Annotated in this window: 17 protein-coding genes and 1 pseudogene; 10 read left to right on the forward strand and 8 right to left on the reverse strand. The window is 62.9% G+C overall.

Annotated features, from left to right (window positions below):
• Positions 1-80 precede the first annotated feature (80 nt).
• Positions 81-1,058 carry a L,D-transpeptidase family protein gene (locus tag ACNFHO_RS14895; RefSeq protein ID WP_054895441.1) on the forward strand — a complete coding sequence of 326 codons (978 nt, stop codon included), beginning with the start codon at positions 81-83 and terminating at the stop codon, positions 1,056-1,058.
• 150 nt (positions 1,059-1,208) lie between these two features.
• Here ACNFHO_RS14895 and oprI read toward each other — a convergent pair whose 3' ends face one another.
• Positions 1,209-1,460 carry an outer membrane lipoprotei OprI gene (gene oprI, locus ACNFHO_RS14900; protein WP_003259780.1) on the reverse strand — a complete coding sequence of 84 codons (252 nt, stop codon included), beginning with the start codon at positions 1,458-1,460 and terminating at the stop codon, positions 1,209-1,211.
• 502 nt (positions 1,461-1,962) lie between these two features.
• Here oprI and ACNFHO_RS14905 point away from each other — a divergent pair.
• Complete coding sequence (locus ACNFHO_RS14905) at positions 1,963-2,244, forward strand: GNAT family N-acetyltransferase (protein ID WP_416766746.1); 282 nt, start codon at positions 1,963-1,965, stop codon at positions 2,242-2,244.
• A gap of 58 nt (positions 2,245-2,302) precedes the next feature.
• On the opposite strand, the gene ACNFHO_RS14910 is transcribed toward ACNFHO_RS14905, so the two are convergent.
• Together ACNFHO_RS14910 and ACNFHO_RS14915 are read right to left on the reverse strand one after the other, a co-directional pair.
• A complete protein-coding gene (locus ACNFHO_RS14910) occupies positions 2,303-3,379 on the reverse strand; it encodes a 3-deoxy-7-phosphoheptulonate synthase (protein WP_054895443.1) in 1,077 nt (358 codons plus the stop codon).
• 237 nt (positions 3,380-3,616) lie between these two features.
• Positions 3,617-4,033: pseudogene (locus ACNFHO_RS14915) on the reverse strand (PilZ domain-containing protein); the annotation flags it as partial.
• Between the two features lie 117 nt (positions 4,034-4,150).
• Between ACNFHO_RS14915 and ACNFHO_RS14920 the strand changes: the two are divergent.
• From ACNFHO_RS14920 to cysB, 3 genes are all read left to right on the forward strand, one after another.
• Positions 4,151-5,098, forward strand: a complete 948-nt coding sequence (locus tag ACNFHO_RS14920; RefSeq protein WP_063544137.1) for a putative 2-dehydropantoate 2-reductase — start codon at positions 4,151-4,153, stop codon at positions 5,096-5,098.
• A gap of 97 nt (positions 5,099-5,195) precedes the next feature.
• Entirely contained in the window at positions 5,196-5,693 is a 498-nt protein-coding gene (locus ACNFHO_RS14925; protein WP_054895445.1) for a universal stress protein, read from the forward strand.
• Between the two features lie 127 nt (positions 5,694-5,820).
• Positions 5,821-6,795, forward strand: coding sequence for an HTH-type transcriptional regulator CysB (gene cysB / locus ACNFHO_RS14930; RefSeq protein WP_054895446.1), 975 nt, complete (start codon positions 5,821-5,823; stop codon positions 6,793-6,795).
• Positions 6,796-6,888: 93 nt separating this feature from the next.
• On the opposite strand, the gene ACNFHO_RS14935 is transcribed toward cysB, so the two are convergent.
• The 5 genes from ACNFHO_RS14935 to ACNFHO_RS14955 form a co-directional block, all read right to left on the reverse strand.
• Positions 6,889-7,623 carry a phosphoadenylyl-sulfate reductase gene (locus tag ACNFHO_RS14935; RefSeq protein ID WP_054895447.1) on the reverse strand — a complete coding sequence of 245 codons (735 nt, stop codon included), beginning with the start codon at positions 7,621-7,623 and terminating at the stop codon, positions 6,889-6,891.
• Positions 7,624-7,740: 117 nt separating this feature from the next.
• Positions 7,741-9,084 (reverse strand): aminodeoxychorismate synthase component I, encoded by a 1,344-nt coding sequence (gene pabB, locus ACNFHO_RS14940; protein WP_054895448.1) that lies wholly within the window; start codon positions 9,082-9,084, stop codon positions 7,741-7,743.
• 109 nt (positions 9,085-9,193) lie between these two features.
• Entirely contained in the window at positions 9,194-10,174 is a 981-nt protein-coding gene (locus ACNFHO_RS14945) for an alpha-L-glutamate ligase-like protein (RefSeq protein WP_054895449.1), read from the reverse strand.
• Positions 10,174-11,709 (reverse strand): inactive transglutaminase family protein, encoded by a 1,536-nt coding sequence (locus ACNFHO_RS14950; protein ID WP_063544143.1) that lies wholly within the window; start codon positions 11,707-11,709, stop codon positions 10,174-10,176. Before ACNFHO_RS14950 ends, ACNFHO_RS14945 begins: the two co-directional genes overlap by 1 nt.
• A 5-nt stretch (positions 11,710-11,714) precedes the next feature.
• Positions 11,715-12,251 carry an ATP-dependent zinc protease gene (locus ACNFHO_RS14955; protein ID WP_054895451.1) on the reverse strand — a complete coding sequence of 179 codons (537 nt, stop codon included), beginning with the start codon at positions 12,249-12,251 and terminating at the stop codon, positions 11,715-11,717.
• 276 nt (positions 12,252-12,527) lie between these two features.
• Between ACNFHO_RS14955 and ACNFHO_RS14960 the strand changes: the two genes are divergently transcribed.
• The 5 genes from ACNFHO_RS14960 to prpF all read left to right on the forward strand — a co-directional run bounded on the left by ACNFHO_RS14960 (position 12,528) and on the right by prpF (position 19,506).
• Positions 12,528-13,244 carry a GntR family transcriptional regulator gene (locus tag ACNFHO_RS14960; RefSeq protein WP_054895452.1) on the forward strand — a complete coding sequence of 239 codons (717 nt, stop codon included), beginning with the start codon at positions 12,528-12,530 and terminating at the stop codon, positions 13,242-13,244.
• Complete coding sequence (gene prpB / locus ACNFHO_RS14965; protein ID WP_054895453.1) at positions 13,241-14,131, forward strand: methylisocitrate lyase; 891 nt, start codon at positions 13,241-13,243, stop codon at positions 14,129-14,131. The genes ACNFHO_RS14960 and prpB overlap by 4 nt, the downstream gene beginning before the upstream one ends.
• 158 nt (positions 14,132-14,289) lie before the next feature.
• On the forward strand, positions 14,290-15,417 hold the full coding sequence (gene prpC / locus ACNFHO_RS14970) for a bifunctional 2-methylcitrate synthase/citrate synthase (RefSeq protein WP_054895454.1): 1,128 nt from the start codon (positions 14,290-14,292) through the stop codon (positions 15,415-15,417).
• Positions 15,418-15,578: 161 nt separating this feature from the next.
• On the forward strand, positions 15,579-18,167 hold the full coding sequence (acnD, locus tag ACNFHO_RS14975) for a Fe/S-dependent 2-methylisocitrate dehydratase AcnD (RefSeq protein ID WP_416766798.1): 2,589 nt from the start codon (positions 15,579-15,581) through the stop codon (positions 18,165-18,167).
• Positions 18,168-18,312: 145 nt separating this feature from the next.
• Positions 18,313-19,506: a 2-methylaconitate cis-trans isomerase PrpF gene (gene prpF, locus ACNFHO_RS14980; protein WP_054895455.1), complete on the forward strand. Its 1,194-nt coding sequence runs from the start codon at positions 18,313-18,315 to the stop codon at positions 19,504-19,506.
• Positions 19,507-19,590: the final 84 nt, after the last annotated feature.

Genomic DNA, 19,590 nt, shown 5'->3' on the forward strand with positions numbered 1-19,590 from the left:
ACGCCTGCCGATGCCTCCCGCTTGAATCCGGGCGGGTGTACAATCGAATGTCTTGAACCCTCTTTCGAAGGATTTACCGGATGTTGCCGCGCTTTCCCGCCGTCACCCGTTGCCTGTCCCTGGCCGCCTTGCTGCTGACCGGCCCTGCCGTCGCGCTGGAGCTGCCATTGCCACCGCCCGGCGAAGACGTCGTCGGCCAGGTCCGGACGATCAAGGCCAAGTACGAAGACACCTTCGCCGACATCGGCACCGCCAACGACCTGGGTTACCTGGAGATGATCGCCGCGAACCCGGGCGTCGATCCCTGGTTGCCTGGCGCCGGTACCGAAATCATCCTGCCGACCCGTTACGTCCTGCCACCCGGGCCACGCGAGGGGATCGTCATCAACCTGGCCGAGTACCGCCTGTACTACTATCCGAAAGGCGAGAACGTGGTGCACACCTTCCCGTTGGGGATCGGTCGTGAAGGCTGGGGTTCGCCGATCGCGATCACCAAGATCACCGCCAAGACACCAAACCCGACCTGGACGCCGCCGGCCTCGATTCGCGCCGAACACGCCGCTGACGGCGATATCCTGCCTGCCGTCGTGCCGGCTGGCCCGGATAACCCGCTGGGTCCGTTCAAGTTCACCCTGGGCCTGCCGGGCTACCTGATCCACGGCTCGAACAAGAAGTTCGGCATCGGCATGCGCACCAGCCATGGCTGCTTCCGCATGCTCAACAACAATGTTGTGGCACTCTCCAAGATGGTGCCGGTGGGCACCCCGGTGCGGATCATCAACGAGCCTTACAAGTTCGGCGTTAGTGGTGGCAAGGTCTATCTCGAGGCGCACACGCCGCTGGACGACCATGGCAACCCGTCGGTGGTCGACAAGCACACGGCCGTCATCAATGCGCTGCTCAAGCGTGAAGACCTGGCCAACAACCTGCGTATGAACTGGGACATGGTTCGTGACGTGGTGGCCGCCGAGGATGGCATGCCGGTCGAAATCGCCGTCCCGGTGAATGGCCAGGGTGCCGCACCGATGGTGTCGAGCATCCCGCCAGAGCTACAGTAAGCCCTTGCCTGCGTGAACCGAAAGGCCTGCCATCGTGCAGGCCTTTTTGTTTTTCGGGTGACGGGAGTCGGCGTGGAGAAGGGGCGTTCTTCGGGCAATAAAAAAGCCGGCCCACAAGTGGGCCGGCTCCATAACAATCCGTGAGGATTATTACTTGCGGCTGGCTTTGTCCAGCATACGCAGAGCGCGCTCGTTGGCTTCGTCAGCGGTCTGCTGAGCCTTCTGAGCGGCTGCCAGAGCGTCGTCAGCCTTACGGTAGGCTTCGTCAGCACGGGCTTGAGCGCGAGCTGCTGCGTCTTCAGTCGCAGTCAGACGAGCTTCGGTTTCTTTGGATACGCTGCTGCAACCGGTAGCCAGAACTGCGGCCAGAGCCAGAGCAGAGAATTTCAGAACGTTGTTCATCGTGTTCCCCTTCAAGGACTTTCTATTAAATAGCCATCTCTCGGAAAAGAGAAACTGGCCGGCGTACATAGTACCCATTACTTGTAGTAAGTAAACTGACAGAGCGCAAGAACTGCAAAAAAAATGTTGCCACGGGCCGCGTGTGACGGGGTTTGTAAAGAAAGTGTGAAGGCCTCGAAAATCGGACGCAAGCGGTTGTACCAAGGAAACTTTTTGTTGAACTAAGGGTGACTTTCACGGTCCTCAAACGTCTTAACCCGTAGAACATCCGGCAGGCTGTTTGGTGTCGACCGGCACCGGCGGCCCAACCCGCTTTCATGGAATTTTTAGCCATGTGCATCTTGAGCAATCCCGCGTTGCACGCCTACTATTTGGGTGTCCCGGGCGTCGAACGATTGCTGATGGACCAGGGTCCAAGGGGCATGAGTGGCGTTGAGGTTCCTCCGCCGGATAAACCATCGGTCAAGGCAAAGGTCTGCCAAAAGACCTGCGAGGAGTAGTGATGAGTGAAGCGCTGACCATCCACCATGACCAGGCCGGTCATCAGTTCGAGACCAATGTGGACGGTCATCGTGCCTACCTGACGTACATGGACCTGGGCAAGCAGACGCTGGATATCTATCGCACCTTCGTCCCCAACGCCCTGCGCGGTCGCGGTATCGCCGCGGCCCTGACTGAAAAGGCCCTTGAGTACGCCGAGCAGATGGGATACACCGTCATTCCATCATGTTCTTATGTCGAGCATTACATGGAGCGCCAGCAGCGCCACTCGACCAAGGCCTGAATCGACACCGCACCAACGAAAACGCCGGGCATCTGCCCGGCGTTTTCGTTGGTGCGTATCAGCCGCGCTGGCGCTTGGGCAGCACATCCTTGAGCTTGGCGTGCATACTGCGCAGGCTCTTCTCGGTGGCGGCCCAGTCGATGCAGGCGTCGGTCACCGAAACACCGTATTGCAGGTCTTCCAGGTTTTTCGGAATGGCCTGGCAGCCCCAGTTCAGGTGGCTTTCGACCATCAGGCCGATGATCGACTGGTTGCCTTCCAGAATCTGGTTGGCGACGTTCTCCATCACCAGCGGTTGCAGGGCCGGGTCCTTGTTGGAGTTGGCGTGGCTGCAGTCGACCATGATGTTGGCCTTGATCTTGGCCTTGGCCAGATCCTGTTCGCACAGGGCAACGCTGACCGAATCGTAGTTGGGTTTGCCGTTGCCACCACGCAGCACCACGTGGCCGTAGGCGTTGCCTTTGGTGGTGACGATCGACACGCCGCCTTCCTGGTTGATGCCCAGGAAGCGGTGGGGCTTGGACACCGACTGCAGGGCGTTGATTGCCACGGTCAGGCCGCCGTCGGTGCCGTTCTTGAAGCCGACCGCTGAAGACAGGCCCGAGGCCATTTCACGGTGGGTTTGCGATTCGGTGGTACGGGCACCGATGGCCGACCAGCTGATCAGGTCCTGCAGGTATTGCGGGGAGATCGGGTCGAGGGCTTCGGTCGCGGTCGGCAGACCCTTCTCGGCCAGATCCAGCAGCAATTGGCGACCAATGTGCAGGCCGTCCTGGATCTTGAACGAGTCATCCAGGTACGGATCGTTGATCAAGCCTTTCCAGCCGACGGTGGTACGAGGCTTCTCGAAATACACACGCATGACCAGATAGAGGGTGTCGGAGACTTCTTCGGCCAGTACCTTGAGGCGATCGGCGTACTCGTGGGCGGCCTTGATGTCGTGGATCGAGCAGGGGCCGATCACGACGAACAGGCGATGGTCCTTGCCGTCGAGGATGTTGCGCACCACTTCACGGCCGGCAGTCACGGTCTGCAGGGCCTTGGCGCTGAGGGGAATCTCTTTCTTCAGCTGATCGGGGGTGATCAGGGTCTCGTTGGAGGCAACGTTGAGGTCATCGATCGGTAAATCAGCCATCGTGTTACTCGTCAGGTCACGGGTGCCGGCCGCCAGCAAACCCCGTGCGGCCCAGCAGCAGATTGTTCGCAGCGGGGAGCCGAACCTTAGCGCGTTACATCGGGCGCGACAATGGGCAGGGGGCCGTCAGCGCTGAAAAGGTGCCCTGGCCGTGCGCGAGCTGCCTTGCAGGCCGATCGCGATACAAGGATCGCGCAGGGGGCTCGCCGAGGGGGTCGACATCAGGGGGTGTTCGCCCACCAGCGCTGCTTCGGAAAATTCGGCGCCATGCTGGGCGATCCACTGCTGCGCCAGCACCTGCGCCTGTTCGCCGTGCAGGTCATGTTGCTGGTGCACTTGGCAATAATGATGAATATGGCAAACCTGCTCACCCATGCGCGCGCCGAACAGGGCCTGGTCGTCGGTGAAGGCGATGCCCACGCGGTAGCCTGCATCCAGCTGCTGGCACCAGGCAACATAACCGGCATAGCGCGCCTGTGCGCCCAATGACGGAATGACCACTTCCACCGCAGTGCCGCGACGGTAGGCACGCGGGTGGTTGCAAGCGATGCCGCCAAGCCCCAGGGTATGCAGGTGCCGACGGAACAGGCTGGGAGATGGGCGAAGATTCAGCTCGAGCGGAATCCCGTCAGGGTGAGGCAGAAATCCACACATCGTCGACTCCGTGTCGATTATTTGACCTTCATCGCCTGAGTATAGTGAAGGATCGCAAACCGGCTGATTCGCTGAAAAAAATCGGACAGACAGTCATCGCTTCGACAGGAGAGCGGTATGGATCCTCGTAACAAACGCATCGGCATCATCGGTAGCGGTGCCATCGGTGGCTTCTATGGGCTGATGCTGGCGCGTGCCGGTTTTGACGTGCACTTTCTGCTGCGCAGCGAATATGGCGTGGTGCATGAGCACGGGCTTACGCTGCGCAGCGCTGTGCACGGGGAGTTGCAGATGGACGTCCAGGCTTATGCCTCGGCCAGCGACATGCCGCCGTGCGACTGGTTGCTGATCGGCACCAAGGCCACCAGCAACGCCGAATTGGCGCCGCTGATCGTCCAGGCGGCTGCGCCCGGTGCAAGGGTGGTGTTGCTGCAGAATGGCCTGGGCGTCGAGGAGCAGTTGCGTGGCGCGTTGCGCGATGACATGCACCTGCTCGGGGGGCTGTGCTTTATCTGTGTGAACCGCGAAGCGCCTGGGGTGATCCGCCACCAGGCGCTTGGCGCGGTCAACCTGGGTTACCACAGCGGTCCCAGCGATGACCGCGGCGCAGCCATCGTCGCCGAGGGCGCCGAATTGTTCCGCGCGGCGGGCGTCGACTCGCAACCAATGGACAACCTCGCTCAAGCGCGCTGGCAGAAGCTGGTGTGGAATGTGCCGTACAACGGCCTGTCAGTGTTGCTGCAGGCCAGCACGACGCCTCTGATGACTGATCCCGACAGCCGCGCGCTGGTTCGCGGGCTGATGGCCGAAGTGGTCGAGGGCGCACGGGCCTGCGGGCATATCCTGCCGGAGGGCTATGCCGAGCACCTGTTCCGGGTCACCGAGCAGATGCCTGACTACTGGCCGAGCATGTACCACGATCACGCTCAGCAGCGGCCGCTGGAGTTGCAGGTGATCTACGGCGAGCCCCTGGCCCGTGCTCGCGAGGCCGGTTGCCACTTGCCGAAGATGGAGGCGCTGTACCAGGCGCTGGCGTTCATCGACCGGCGCAACTGCGCGGGCTGAAGCCTATGGCTGGCCGCTGCGCCGGACGGCGAAGCGGCTCTCCACGGCACTGCTAAGCTGTAGCTTGCTCTGCCCCCGCGGCAGTGGAGGAGGCCGAATGATCCGTTCCATGCTGTACGCCACCGATCTCGGCGTGTATGCGCCCTTCGTCATGCAACACGCCCTGGCCTTGGCGCGGACCTTCAACGCAGAGTTGTACGTGATCCACGCCGTCGAACCCATGGGCCAGTTCGCCGAGTCGTTGCTGCAAAGCTATCTCGATGAGCAGACCCTCGACCGCCTTCACTCCCAAGGGGTCAATACGGTGATGGCCAACATCGAGCAGCAGGTGCTGGAAAATTTTCGTGAGGAATTGGGCGAGGCGGCCGATCTGGCAGTGATCAAGGCCGTGCGAGTGCGCCAGGGCGATCCGGCGCAAGTGATTCTGGAGCAGGCCCAGCGCCTGGCGGTCGACCTGTTGATCTTCGGCAGTCACGCCGAGGGCGCGGGTGTCGATGTACCGATTGGTCGCACAGCGGTGCGGCTGCTGCAACTGTCCCCGGTGCCGGTATACATGGTGCCGTTGGCACAGCATTTGGGGCGTAGGAAAGTCTGAGGCTGGCGGTAGGTCTTTTCCTTGGGGTGTAACAAAATAGTTCTAGATTTATTTCTCTTACCACTAATATAGTTATAAATCGTTGCTGCCAGCAGCCGGTGACCTACCGCTGATTCGAGGGGAATCTATGAAGCTTCAACAACTGCGCTATATCTGGGAAGTAGCGCACCACGACCTCAACGTCTCCGCGACTGCGCAGAGCCTGTACACGTCTCAGCCCGGGATCAGCAAGCAGATCCGTCTCCTCGAGGACGAACTGGGTGTAGAAGTCTTCGCCCGCAGCGGCAAGCACCTGACCCGCGTCACCCCGGCGGGCGAGCGCATCATCACCACCGCTGGCGAGATCCTGCGCAAGGTCGAAAGCATCAAGCAGATCGCCCAGGAGTTCTCCAACGAGAAGAAGGGCACGCTGTCCATCGCGACCACTCACACCCAGGCCCGCTATGCCCTGCCTCCGGTGATCAGCAACTTCATCAAGCAGTACCCCGAAGTATCCCTGCACATGCACCAGGGCTCGCCGATGCAGATTGCCGAGATGGCCGCTGACGGCACTGTCGATTTCGCCATCGCTACCGAGGCGCTGGAGCTGTTCGGCGATCTGATCATGATGCCGTGCTACAAATGGAACCGTTGCGTGGTGGTGCCCCAGGGGCATCCGCTGACCAAGCTGCCGAAGCTGACCCTCGAAGCGGTGGCCGAGTACCCGATCGTCACCTATGTGTTCGGTTTCACGGGCCGCTCCAAGCTCGACGAAGCGTTCAACCATCGCGGCCTGACGCCGAAGGTGGTGTTCACCGCCGCAGACGCCGACGTGATCAAGACGTATGTGCGCCTCGGTCTGGGCGTGGGTATCGTCGCGAAGATGGCGGTCGATCCGAAGCTCGACAGCGACCTGGTGTGCCTGGATGCGAGCGAGCTGTTCGAAGCCAGCATCACCAAGATCGGCTTCCGCCGTGGCACCTTCCTGCGTGGCTTCATGTGCGATTTCATTGAAAAGTTCGCACCGCACCTGACCCGCGAAGTGATGGCCAAGGCCATCCAGTGCCACAACAAGCAGGAGCTCGAAGAGCTGTTTGAAGGGGTTGAGTTACCCGTGCACTGAATTGGCATGAAGCAGGGGCCGCGTTGCGGCCCCGTCGCGGGGCGAGCCCGCTCCTACAGATTTTGTGTAGGCGCGGGCTTGCCCCGTTTGTTTTCAGGCCTTGCTGATCAGGTTGCCCGCGTGCAATCCGCATTCCTTCTGCGTCGACTCCTCCCACCACCAGCGCCCCTCGCGCTCGTGCTGGTTCGGCAGCACCGGGCGCGTGCAAGGTTCGCAGCCGATGCTGATGAAGCCGCGCTCATGCAGGCTGTTGTAAGGCAGCTCGAGCATGCGGATATAACCCCAGACTTCCGCGCTGCTCATCTGTGCCAGAGGGTTGAACTTGTACAGGGTGCGTTCGGGTGTCGAGAACGCCGAATCGATCTCCAGTGCTGCAACCTGGCTGCGGGTGCCAGGGCTCTGATCGCGGCGCTGGCCGGTTGCCCAGGCGCTGACGGTGGCCAGCTTGCGACGCAGCGGCTCGATCTTGCGGATGCCACAGCATTCGCCATGGCCATCCTTGTAGAAGCTGAACAGGCCCTTTTCCTTGACGAATGGGTCGAGCTTGGCGCGGTCCGGGCTGAGGATCTCGATCGGCAGGTTGTACTGCTCGCGAACCTGGTCGATGAAGCGGTAGGTTTCCGGGTGCAGGCGACCGGTGTCGAGGCTGAACACCTTGACTTGCTTGTTCAGCTTCCAGGCCATGTCGACCAGCACCACGTCCTCGGCACCGCTGAAGGAGATCCACAGGTCGTCGCCGAAGTGTTCGAAGGCGAGCTTGAGAATGTCCTGCGGGGACTTGCTGGCATAGGTCGCGGCCAGGGCGGCGACGTCGAAGGGTTGGCTCATCAGGCGGTTTCCATCGTGTGTATGGCGCTGTGCGCTCGTAATGGGTCGATGGTAACAAAAAATGGCGGGGTAGACGGGCTCGAATAGGTGACGCCCGCTTCGCGGGCGGATCATCGGCTATAGCCCCTGCAAGGTCTCCATCAACACCCGCACCTTGGCAATCGACTCCTCGTACTCGGCTTCCCACGCCGAATCAGCCACCACCGCGCCACCGCCCCAGCAACTGACCTGGCCCTCCTTGACCAGCAGGCTGCGGATGGCGATCGAGCTGTCCATCTCGCCGCGCACGTCGAGGTATAGCAGCGAGCCGCAGTACAGTGCCCGGCGTGTCGGCTCCAGTTCATCGATGATCTGCATGGCACGGATCTTCGGAGCCCCGGTGATCGAGCCGCCGGGGAAGCTGCCAGCGATCAGGTCCAGTGCATCCTTGTCGGCGGCCAGGCGCCCGGTGACGCTGCTGACCAGGTGGTGGACGTTGGGATAGCTCTCGAGGCTGAACAGCTCCGGCACCTTCACCGAGCCGATCTCGCAGGTACGGCCGATGTCGTTGCGCAACAGGTCAACGATCATCAGGTTCTCCGAGCGGTCCTTGGTGCTGGCTTGCAGCTCGCGGGCGTTGCGCAGGTCTTGCTCCGGGTCTGTCGAGCGTGGTCGGGTGCCCTTGATCGGGCGGGTCTCGACGTCGCCCTGGCTGACGCGGATGAAGCGCTCCGGCGAAAAGCTCAGCAGCGCGCTGTCGGGGCTCAGTTGCTGGAAGCCCGAGAACGGCGTCGGGCAGGCGCTGCGCAGCGCCTGGTAGGCGTGCCACGGATCGCCCTGGCAGGGGGCGCGAAAGCGCTGCGTGAGGTTGATCTGGTAGCAGTCGCCGGCGTGGATATAGCGTTGTACCTGATCGAAGGCTGCGTGGTACTGCTCGGCACGAAGATCGCCCTGCATTGGAGACAGCAGCTTGAAGGTTCCGCTGAGTGGCGCGTCATCCTCCTCGAACAGGCGGATCAGGCGCTGGCGTTCGCTGTCGGCCAAGGCGGGATGGAACACCAATTGGCTGGTGCGCAGTTGGTGGTCGGTGATGGCGGCCCAGGCGTACAGGCCCAGTTGCGCATCGGGCAGGCCGAGGTCGTCTGTCGCCTGCTGCGGTAGATGCTCCAGGCGCCTGCCGAAGTCATAGCTCAGGTAGCCGATCAGTCCGCCGGCGAACGGCAGTTCGCTATCGTCGGGCAATGTAGCCTCGCCGAGTCCTGCCAGGGCCTGGCGCAGCCGCTGCAGATAGTGTTCACCGCTTTCGCCGTCCTGCGCTTGCAGTTGTTGCAGTGGCCAGGCACTGAACAGGTCGAAGCGCCCGCGCTCGGCGACCGGGCGGGCGCTGTCGAGCAGGATGGCGCCGGGGGCCAGGCGCAAGCGGCTGAAGTAGTGCGCAGGGTCGGGTTGGTAGGGCAGGGGGTGCAGCGTACAGGTCGGCATCGGAATGGACGGCGATGAAAATCAAGGACGGGGATTGTAGGCCGCTGTAGGAAAAGTGCCTAGCACCAGTTGGAGCAGGCCGCCCCTGCTGGGACGGCCTGTGCTGGCATCACTGCTGGACGACATGCCCGAACAGCCCCTGAGCCACTCGCACGCGGGTCTCGGCATCTTCGCTGATACCGTCCTTGGCCAGCGCCTCGATATGCGCCTCGACGGCGTGGGTACGCTGGGTCAGGCCGCAGTCGTTGGCGATCTGGATGTTCAGCCCGGGGCGGGCGTTGAGCTCCAGGATCAGCGGGCCCTTGTCCTGGTCCAGCACCATGTCCACGCCGATGTAGCCCAGCCCGCACAGCTCGTAGCAGCTGGCAGCCAGCTTCATGAAACCGTCCCAGTTCGGCAACTGCACGCCATCCACTGCGTTGGTGGTGTCCGGGTGTTTGCTGATGATCCGGTTCAGCCAGGTGCCGCGCAGGGTGACGCCGGTGGCGAGGTCCACGCCGACCCCGATCGCGCCCTGGTGCAGGTTGGCCTTGCCGCCGGACTGGCGGGTCGGCAGGCGCAGCATGGCCATCACCGGGTAGCCCATCAGCACGATGATGCGAATGTCGGGTACACCTTCGTAGCTGATGCTCTTGAAGATCTGGTCCGGGGTGACGCGGTACTCGATCAGGGCGCGGTCACGGTGCCCACCCAGCGAATACAGCCCGGTGAGGATGCTCGAGATCTGGTGCTCGATTTCCTCATGGCTGATGATCTTGCCCGAGACCGTGCGGTAACGGTCCTCGAAGCGGTCGGCGACCACCAGGATGCCATCGCCGCCAGCGCCCTGCGCCGGCTTGATGACGAAGTCGCTGCGCCCGCCGATGATCTCGTCGAGCTTCTCGATCTCTTTTTCGGTTTCGATGATGCCGTACATCTCCGGCACATGGATGCCGGCCGCCAGTGCGCGCTCCTTGGTGATGATCTTGTCGTCGACGATCGGGTACAGGTGGCGCTTGTTGTACTTCAGGACATAGTCCGCGTTGCGCCGGTTGATACCCATGATGCCCCGGGCCTCCAGGGCTTTCCACGTCTTGATCAGTCCGAACATCAGGCGTCAGCCTTCTTCAGGAATGCCTTGAAGCGAACGAGCTCGGTCAGGCGGTAGCCGCGGTAGCGACCCATCGCCAGCATGAAGCCCACCAGGATCAGCAGCACGGCCGGGAAGGTGAAGACGAAGTACACGGCTTCCGGCACGGTCATCAGCAGGTGCGCCAAGGAGGCTGCGAACAGGGTGCCGACGGCGACTTTCATTGCATGGCCGCCGCCACGTTCTTCCCAGGTGATCGACAGGCGCTCGATGGTCATGGTCAGGATCACCATCGGGAACAGTGCCACCGACAGCCCGCGTTCCAGGCCCAGCTTGTGGCTGAACAGGCTGATCGCGGCGATCAGCACCACGACGAAGGTCAGCACCACCGACAGGCGCGGCAGCATCTGCAGCTTCAGGTGTTCAAGATAGGAGCGCAACGAAAGTCCCAGGGCGGTGATCACCGTGAACAGCACGATGCCGAAGCCTAGCTGCGTTTCGCGGAAGGCCAGGGCAATCAGCACCGGGGTGAAGGTGCCGAGGGTCTGTATGCCGATCAGGTTGCGCAGTACGAGGATGACCAGCACGCCGATCGGGATCATCACCATGATCATGAAGGTCTGCTGGGTTTGCAGCGGCAGGCCGTACAGGGAGTACTCGAGGAAGTCGGCGTCGGTGTTCTCGTCGGTCAGCTTGGCCAGGCGGATGGCGTTCATCTCGCTGTTGTTCATGCTGAAGGTGACGGTGGCCTTCTTGCCGCCATCGACGGTGATCAGGTTTTCATCGCCGGTCCACCACAGCAGGCGGTCATTGGGCAGGCCCTGCTCGCCGGTTTCCGGGTTGAAGTACAGCCAGGCGTTGCCGTTGAAGCTGCGCAGCCACAGTTCAGGGCTTTGCGGGGTGTCGGCAACCAGGCGGATGGTGTGGACCTTTTCCATCGGCACGTGGGCGATCGACAGCAGCAGGTCGATGACCTGGGCTTTCTTCATGGGGGAGTTGTCGCCGGCCAGCAGCAGCTTGGCGTTGTCATCGTTGGGGTTGTTGACGCGCTTGATGGTCTCGCTGACGAAGGTCTCGACGTCGGCAGAGTGCTGGCGGATCGGTGCCATCAGCGCTTCGGCGGCAATCTTCTCGGGGCCTTCGACCGCCAGGCTGTCACGGAAGGTCGGGCCCTTGATCTTGGCTTTTTCGGTGCTGTAGCGCTTGGTCAGGACCAGGCGGTAGTAGAGGGTCTGATTGCCGCTGGCGCGGCGAGCCGACCAGGTGACCTTGCGATTGCCATCGGTGCGATTGACGCTGACCCCGTAGTTGTTGGAGATGAAGCTCTCGTTGAGGCTCACGTAGTCGCGGTTCAGCGGCGGCACGAACATCTGGATCTTTACCGGGTCCTTGGGACTGGCAACGAACTCGACCTTGGCGTCGATGTTCCACAGGTCGTCGGTCTCGTCTTCGGTTACCGGAATGCCCAGGATGAAGATCTGGTAGCAGGTGACCGTCACGCCCAGCAGCACCAGGACGGTGATCAGGACTTTCAGGTGCAGGGTAAGAGAGCGCATCGGAATTACTCTACTTTGGGAGCTTCGGTGGCACAGGCAGGTTTGCCGGCCGCGTATTTGAGGCTGGGGTCGACCAGCGCGTCGAAGTGCTTGAGTGCCTCGGAGCCGATCAGCAGCGGGAACTGGAAGGCGCTGCGGTCGGTAAGATTGACTTCGATGGTGCGCAGGGCCTGGCCCATGCAGATGTTCAGTTCGATCACCGGGCGGGCGGTGTAGGCCTTGCCTTCGTCCGGATTGTAGTCACCGGCGCGCCGCTTGATCTTGCTCACGCGGGCCAGTGGGCGTTCGATGGGGTGCTTGTGGGCGGCGTCGATGGCCAGGTAGAAACGCACCCAGCTTTCGCCGTCGCGCTTGAAGCGCTTGATGTCGCGCGCGCTGAGCGAGGCGGTCTTGGCGCCGGTGTCGAGCTTGGCGGCCACTTCAAGGTCAAGATCGCCCAGGCGGGCGTACTCGTTCAGGCCGTACACGGTCTTTTCGGCCGCATGGCCAAGCGCCGGCAGCAAGGCGAGGCTGAACAACAGTGAATAAAACGTGGGTCTCATAGTCCTGGCGCGGTGCTGTCTGTGTTCGGGGCAGGGCGCAAGCGCCTCGTTCATCTGTCAACAGCATGAAATGATGACAGGCACACTATCCGTAATCCTTGGGAAGCGCGGCATTCTATCACGCCGACGTCTTGACGCCAGCGCGCTGCGATCTGACCGCGGCAGCGTGGGGTAAGTTCGTTATTAGACAATTGTCGACAATGTTGTTTTTGTCTTTGACTACGCACCTTTATTTGGCTAGTTTTGGCGCTATCAACTTACAAGGTGTCGACAATCATGCTGGAAGCCCCCCAGGCCCTCGCACCGGTTGCAGATGATTCCGAAACGCTTTCAGAGAATGTCTTTCGGCGCATCCAGGCGGCCATCGTGAAGGGGGATATCGCCCCGGGCAGCAAGATTTCCGAGCCGGAGCTGGCCCGCACCTACGGCATCAGCCGCGGTCCGCTGCGCGAGGCCATTCATCGACTGGAGGGCCAGCGCCTGCTGGTGCGTGTGCCGCATGTCGGTGCACGGGTGGTATCGCTCAACCATGCTGAGCTGATCGAGCTGTACGAAATCCGCGAATCGCTCGAAGGCATGGCCTGCAGGCTCGCCGCTGAACGCATGAGCGTGGCCCAGATCGACGAACTGCGCCAGGTGCTCGATACCCACGAGCGCGATGCGGCATTCCAGGCCGGGCTTGGCTACTACCAACAGGAAGGCGATTTCGACTTCCACTATCGGATCATCCAGGGCAGCGGCAACCAGACCCTGGTCAAGATGCTGTGCGGCGAGCTGTACCAGCTGGTGCGCATGTACCGCATCCAGTTCTCGGCCACCCCCAACCGTCCGCGCCAGGCTTTCGCCGAACACCACCGCATACTCGATGCCATCGCCGACCGTGACGGCGAGCTGGCCGAACTCCTGATGCGCCGCCATATCGGTGCGTCCAAGCGCAATATCGAGCGTCACTACCAGGACGCCCACAACAACAGCCCACGAGGTGAGTCATGACTGTGAAGAGCACCCCCGGTCAGCGTTTTCGCGACGCCGTAGCCGCCGAGCATCCGCTGCAGGTAGTCGGAGCCATCAACGCCAACCATGCGCTGCTGGCCAAGCGCGCCGGGTTCAAGGCCATCTACCTGTCCGGTGGCGGGGTCGCTGCCGGCTCCTTGGGGCTGCCGGACCTGGGCATCAGCGGGCTGGACGACGTGCTGACCGATGTTCGCCGGATCACCGATGTGTGCGACCTGCCGCTGCTGGTGGATGTCGACACCGGCTTTGGTGCCTCGGCGTTCAACGTCGCCCGCACGGTGCGCTCGATGTGCAAGTTCGGCGCCGCGGCCATTCACATCGAGGACCAGGTCGGCGCCAAGCGCTGTGGTCATCGGCCGAACAAGGAGATCGTCTCGCAGCAGGAGATGGTCGACCGGATCAAGGCAGCGGTGGATGCGCGCACTGACGACAGCTTCGTGATCATGGCACGTACCGACGCCCTGGCGGTGGAAGGCTTGAATGCGGCATTGGACCGTGCCGAGGCGTGCATCGAGGCCGGCGCCGACATGATCTTCCCCGAAGCCATCACCGAGCTGCAGATGTACAAGACCTTCGCCGACCGGGTGAAGGCGCCGATCCTGGCCAATATCACCGAGTTCGGTGCCACGCCGCTGTACACCACCGACGAGCTGGCGTCGGTCGATGTATCGCTGGTGCTGTACCCACTGTCGGCGTTTCGCGCCATGAACAAGGCTGCCGAGAACGTCTACGCCGCCCTGCGCCGCGACGGTACGCAGAAGAATGTGATCGACACCATGCAGACCCGCATGGAGCTCTACGATGCCATTGGTTATCACGCGTTCGAGCAGAGCCTCGATGCGCTGTTTGCGCAGAAGAAAGGGTAAGCCATGCCGGCGGTATCGGCCCCATCGCGGGGCAAGCCCGCTCCCACAAGGGTCAGGCACTCCTCTGTGGGAGCGGGCTTGTCCCGCGATGGGGCCGGTGCGATCGCTGCAGATTAGCCAGAAAGACTTCATAACAAATTCAAGAAAGGAGAAACACCATGGCCGAAGCAAAAGTACTCAGTGGTGCCGGCCTGCGTGGCCAGGTGGCCGGGCAGACCGCGCTGTCGACCGTGGGCCAGGCCGGTGCCGGCCTGACCTATCGTGGCTACGACGTGCGCGACCTGGCCGCTGGCGCCGAGTTCGAGGAAGTCGCCTACCTGCTGCTCTATGGTGAGCTGCCGAGCAAGGCCGAGCTGGATGACTACAAACACAAGCTCAAGGGCCTGCGCGACCTGCCGCAAGCGCTCAAGGAAGTGCTCGAGCGCATCCCGCGCGACGCCCATCCGATGGACGTGATGCGCACAGGCTGCTCGGTGCTCGGCACCCTGGAGCCGGAGCTGACCTTCGAGGCCCAGCGCGACAAGACCGATCGCCTGCTGGCACTGTTCCCGGCGGTGATGTGCTACTGGTACCGCTTCACCCACCACGGCGTGCGCATCGACTGCAGCAGCGACGAGGACACCCTCGGTGGCCACTTCCTGCACCTGCTGCACGGCAAGAAGCCGAGCGAGCTGCACGTGAAGGTGATGAACGTCTCGCTGATCCTTTACGCCGAGCACGAATTCAACGCCTCGACCTTCACTGCGCGGGTCTGTGCCTCGACCCTGTCGGACCTGTACTCCTGCGTCACGGCCGCCATCGGCTCGCTGCGCGGCCCGTTGCACGGTGGTGCCAACGAGGCGGCGATGGAGCTGATCGAGCGCTTCCAGAGTCCGCAGGAGGCGACCGCCGAGCTGCTGCGCATGCTCGAGCGCAAGGACAAGATCATGGGCTTCGGCCACGCCATCTACAAAGAGTCCGACCCGCGCAACGAGGTGATCAAGGGCTGGTCGAAGCAGTTGGCCGACGAGGTGGGCGACAAGGTCCTGTACCCGGTATCCGAGGCCATCGACAAGACCATGTGGGAGCAGAAGCGATTGTTCCCCAACGCCGATTTCTACCATGCCTCGGCGTACCACTTCATGGGCATCCCGACCAAGCTGTTCACCCCGATCTTCGTCTGCTCGCGCCTGACCGGCTGGGCGGCGCACGTGTTCGAGCAGCGCGCCAACAACCGCATCATTCGTCCGAGCGCCGAGTACACCGGCGTCGAGCAGCGCCAGTTCGTGCCGATCGACAAGCGCTGAGTAGATATAGAGAGGCAACCCGTTTCCCTGTGGGAGCGGGCTTGCCCGCGAATGCGTCCGTTCGGGCAACCGCTGCGCACCTGCTGACGCATTCGCGGGCAAGCCCGCTCCCACAGGGGCGGTGAAACCTTCCGAATCCTGTGAACGAGCCTGATTCCATGATGAACACCGCATACCGCAAGAACCTGCCAGGCACCGCCCTGGACTACTTCGACACCCGCGCGGCGGTCGAGGCGATCAAGCCCGGCGCCTACGACGGCCTTCCCTATACCTCCCGCGTGCTCGCCGAAAACCTGGTACGCCGCTGCGATCCGGCCACCCTGGACGCCTCGCTCGGACAATTGATCGAGCGCAAGCGCGACCTCGACTTCCCTTGGTTCCCGGCGCGCGTGGTGTGCCACGACATTCTCGGCCAGACCGCCCTGGTCGACCTGGCGGGCCTGCGCGATGCCATCGCCGACAAGGGTGGCGATCCAGCGCAGGTCAATCCAGTGGTGCCGGTGCAATTGATCGTCGACCACTCGCTGGCCGTGGAGTGCGGCGGTTTCGATCCGCAAGCATTCGAGAAGAACCGCGCCATCGAAGACCGTCGCAACGAAGACCGTTTCCACTTCATCAACTGGACCAAGCAGGCGTTCAAGAACGTCGACGTGATCCAGCCGGGCAACGGCATCATGCACCAGATCAACCTGGAGAAGATGTCGCCAGTGATCCACAGCGATCGCGGCGTGGCCTACCCGGACACTTGCGTCGGCACCGACAGTCACACGCCGCATGTGGACGCCCTGGGCGTGATCGCCATCGGCGTGGGTGGCCTTGAGGCCGAGAACGTCATGCTCGGTCGCGCTTCGTGGATGCGCCTGCCGGAAATCGTCGGCGTCGAGCTGACCGGTCGACTGGCACCGAACATCACCGCTACCGACCTGGTACTGGCTCTGACCGAGTTCCTGCGCAAGCAGAAAGTGGTTGGTGCCTACCTCGAATTCCATGGCGAGGGTGCCCGGGCGCTGACCCTGGGCGACCGTGCCACCATTTCCAACATGGCACCTGAATACGGCGCCACTGCGGCGATGTTCGCCATCGACCAGCAGACCATCGACTACCTGCGCCTGACCGGTCGTGACGACCGGCAGGTGCAACTGGTCGAGACCTACGCCAAGGTCGCCGGCCTGTGGGCCGACAGCCTGGCCAAGGCCGAATACGAGCGCACGCTGACCTTCGACCTGTCGAGTGTGGTGCGCAACATGGCCGGCCCGTCCAACCCGCACGCCCGCGTGGCTACCAGCGACCTGGCGGCAAAGGGCATTGCCGGGGCTTGGGAGGAAGTGCCGGGGCAGATGCCCGATGGTGCGGTGATCATCGCCGCCATCACCAGTTGCACCAACACCAGCAACCCGCGCAACGTCATCGCCGCCGGCCTGCTGGCGCGCAACGCCAACCGGCTCGGCCTGGTGCGCAAACCCTGGGTCAAGTCCTCGCTGGCGCCGGGCTCCAAGGCGGTACAGCTGTATCTGAAAGAGGCCGGCCTGGAACAGGAACTCGAGCAGTTGGGCTTCGGTATCGTCGCCTTCGCCTGCACCACCTGCAATGGCATGTCTGGCGCACTGGATCCGGTGATCCAGCAGGAGATCATTGACCGTGATCTCTATGCCACGGCAGTGCTCTCGGGCAACCGCAACTTCGACGGGCGCATCCATCCCTACGCCAAGCAGGCGTTCCTGGCGTCGCCGCCGCTGGTGGTGGCCTATGCCATCGCCGGCACCATCCGCTTCGATATCGAGAAGGATGTACTAGGCGTGGTCGACGGCAAGGAAATCCGCCTGAAGGATATCTGGCCAAGCGACGAAGAGATCGATGCCGTGGTGCGTGCTTCGGTCAAGCCCGAGCAGTTCCGCCAAGTGTATATCCCGATGTTCACCATCGAGGAAGAGACGGGGCCGAAGGTTGCGCCGTTGTACGAATGGCGCCCGATGAGCACCTATATTCGTCGTCCCCCTTACTGGGAAGGCGCCCTGGCCGGTGAGCGCACCCTGCGCGGCATGCGTCCGCTGGCGGTGCTGCCGGACAACATCACCACCGACCACCTGTCGCCGTCGAACGCCATCATGCTCGACAGCGCGGCGGGCGAGTACCTGGCGAAGATGGGCCTGCCGGAAGAGGACTTCAACTCCTACGCCACCCACCGCGGCGACCACCTCACCGCGCAGCGCGCGACCTTCGCCAACCCCAAGCTGTTCAACGAGATGGTGCGCAAGGAAGACGGCAGCGTGAAGCAGGGCTCGCTGGCGCGTATCGAGCCGGAAGGCAAGGTGACGCGCATGTGGGAGGCGATCGAGACCTACATGGCGCGCAAGCAGCCGCTGATCATTGTCGCCGGCGCTGACTACGGCCAGGGCTCGTCGCGGGACTGGGCGGCCAAGGGCGTGCGTCTGGCGGGCGTCGAGGCGATCGTCGCCGAAGGCTTCGAGCGCATCCACCGCACCAACCTGATCGGCATGGGTGTGTTGCCGCTGGAGTTCCAGCCGGGCACAACGCGCGTGACCCTGGGCCTGGACGGCAGCGAGACCTACGATGTGCTCGGTGCGCGCACGCCGCGCGCAACCCTGACGCTGGTGGTGACCCGCCGCGATGGCGAGCGTGTCGAAGTGCCGGTGACCTGCCGTCTGGACACCGCTGAAGAAGTGTCGATCTACGAGGCGGGCGGGGTGCTGCAGCGCTTTGCCCAGGACTTCCTCGAAGCGACGGCCTAATGACCTGAACCCTGCCTTTACTCTGTAGGAGCGGGCTAGTCCCGCGATTGCGTCAGCAGGAGCAATATCGCTGTCTGTTCTGACGCCATCGCGGGGCAAGCCCGCTCCCACAGGGGGGGTGTGGGGCCTTGAAGGATGAGTGCTCATGGCATCTGTAGCGCAAGTGAAAATCCCCGCCACCTACATCCGTGGTGGCACCAGCAAGGGCGTGTTCTTCCGCCTGCAAGACCTTCCCGAGCGCGCCCAGGTGCCAGGCCCTGCGCGCGATGCCTTGCTGTTGCGGGTGATCGGCAGTCCCGACCCCTACGCCAAGCAGATCGACGGCATGGGCGGTGCGACCTCCAGCACCAGCAAGACCGTGATTCTTTCGCCAAGCAGCAAGGCCGATCACGATGTCGACTACCTGTTCGGCCAGGTCGCCATCGACAAGGCGTTCGTCGACTGGAGTGGCAACTGCGGCAACCTCTCGGCGGCCGTAGGTTCGTTCGCCATCGCCAGTGGCCTGGTGGACCCGGCACGCATCCCGCGCAACGGCATGGCGACCGTGCGCATCTGGCAGGCCAATATCGGCAAGACCATCATTGCTCATGTACCGATCACCGAGGGTGAGGTGCAGGAAACCGGCGACTTCGAGCTCGATGGCGTGACCTTCCCGGCGGCCGAAGTGCAACTGGAGTTCCTCGACCCTGCAGCCGATGAAGACGGCGAGGGCGGCGGGGCGATGTTCCCTACCGGCAACCTGGTTGACGACCTCGAGGTGCCAGGTGTCGGCACGTTCAAGGCGACCCTGATCAATGCGGGTATCCCGACCATCTTCGTCAATGCCGCCGACATCGGTTACACCGGAACCGAGCTTCAGGATGCGATCAATGGCGATGCCGCCGCGCTGGCGCGTTTCGAGACCATCCGCGCCCATGGCGCTGTGCGTATGGGCTTGATCGAACACATCGACCAGGCCGCCGGCCGCCAGCACACGCCGAAGGTCGCTTTCGTCGCGCCTGCTACGTCGTATACCGCTTCCAGCGGCAAGGCTGTGGCGGCGAGCGATATCGATCTGGTGGTGCGGGCGCTATCCATGGGCAAGTTGCATCACGCGATGATGGGGACGGCGGCGGTGGCCATTGGCACGGCGGCGGCGATTCCCGGCACTCTGGTGAACCTGGCGGCCGGTGGAGGAGAGCGTAGCGCTGTGCGTTTCGGTCACCCGTCCGGGACGTTGCGGGTGGGCGCCGAGGCGCGGAAGGCGGAGGGTGAGTGGACGGTGACCAAGGCCATCATGAGCCGCAGTGCGCGGGTGTTGATGGAAGGATGGGTGAGGGTGCCTGGCGACGCCTTCTGACCCTGGGTTCAACGGTAGGGCTTCAATTCACTCCACAATCGCCCGAGCCACGAAAAAGCCCCGGTATTTCTACCGGGGCTTTTC

This window comes from Pseudomonas sp. NY15374, assembly GCF_048068255.1.
Lineage (GTDB): Bacteria > Pseudomonadota > Gammaproteobacteria > Pseudomonadales > Pseudomonadaceae > Aquipseudomonas > Aquipseudomonas machongensis.

Bases quoted from the DNA above. Each gene is read 5' to 3' on its own strand.
- ACNFHO_RS14895 (WP_054895441.1), top strand. From the start codon at position 81: ATGTTGCCGCGCTTTCCCGCCGTCACCCGTTGCCTGTCCCTGGCCGCC.
- oprI (WP_003259780.1), bottom strand. From the start codon at position 1,460: ATGAACAACGTTCTGAAATTCTCTGCTCTGGCTCTGGCCGCAGTTCTG.
- ACNFHO_RS14905 (WP_416766746.1), top strand. From the start codon at position 1,963: ATGAGTGAAGCGCTGACCATCCACCATGACCAGGCCGGTCATCAGTTC.
- ACNFHO_RS14910 (WP_054895443.1), bottom strand. From the start codon at position 3,379: ATGGCTGATTTACCGATCGATGACCTCAACGTTGCCTCCAACGAGACC.
- ACNFHO_RS14920 (WP_063544137.1), top strand. From the start codon at position 4,151: ATGGATCCTCGTAACAAACGCATCGGCATCATCGGTAGCGGTGCCATC.
- ACNFHO_RS14925 (WP_054895445.1), top strand. From the start codon at position 5,196: ATGATCCGTTCCATGCTGTACGCCACCGATCTCGGCGTGTATGCGCCC.
- cysB (WP_054895446.1), top strand. From the start codon at position 5,821: ATGAAGCTTCAACAACTGCGCTATATCTGGGAAGTAGCGCACCACGAC.
- ACNFHO_RS14935 (WP_054895447.1), bottom strand. From the start codon at position 7,623: ATGAGCCAACCCTTCGACGTCGCCGCCCTGGCCGCGACCTATGCCAGC.
- pabB (WP_054895448.1), bottom strand. From the start codon at position 9,084: ATGCCGACCTGTACGCTGCACCCCCTGCCCTACCAACCCGACCCTGCG.
- ACNFHO_RS14945 (WP_054895449.1), bottom strand. From the start codon at position 10,174: ATGTTCGGACTGATCAAGACGTGGAAAGCCCTGGAGGCCCGGGGCATC.
- ACNFHO_RS14950 (WP_063544143.1), bottom strand. From the start codon at position 11,709: ATGCGCTCTCTTACCCTGCACCTGAAAGTCCTGATCACCGTCCTGGTG.
- ACNFHO_RS14955 (WP_054895451.1), bottom strand. From the start codon at position 12,251: ATGAGACCCACGTTTTATTCACTGTTGTTCAGCCTCGCCTTGCTGCCG.
- ACNFHO_RS14960 (WP_054895452.1), top strand. From the start codon at position 12,528: ATGCTGGAAGCCCCCCAGGCCCTCGCACCGGTTGCAGATGATTCCGAA.
- prpB (WP_054895453.1), top strand. From the start codon at position 13,241: ATGACTGTGAAGAGCACCCCCGGTCAGCGTTTTCGCGACGCCGTAGCC.
- prpC (WP_054895454.1), top strand. From the start codon at position 14,290: ATGGCCGAAGCAAAAGTACTCAGTGGTGCCGGCCTGCGTGGCCAGGTG.
- acnD (WP_416766798.1), top strand. From the start codon at position 15,579: ATGAACACCGCATACCGCAAGAACCTGCCAGGCACCGCCCTGGACTAC.
- prpF (WP_054895455.1), top strand. From the start codon at position 18,313: ATGGCATCTGTAGCGCAAGTGAAAATCCCCGCCACCTACATCCGTGGT.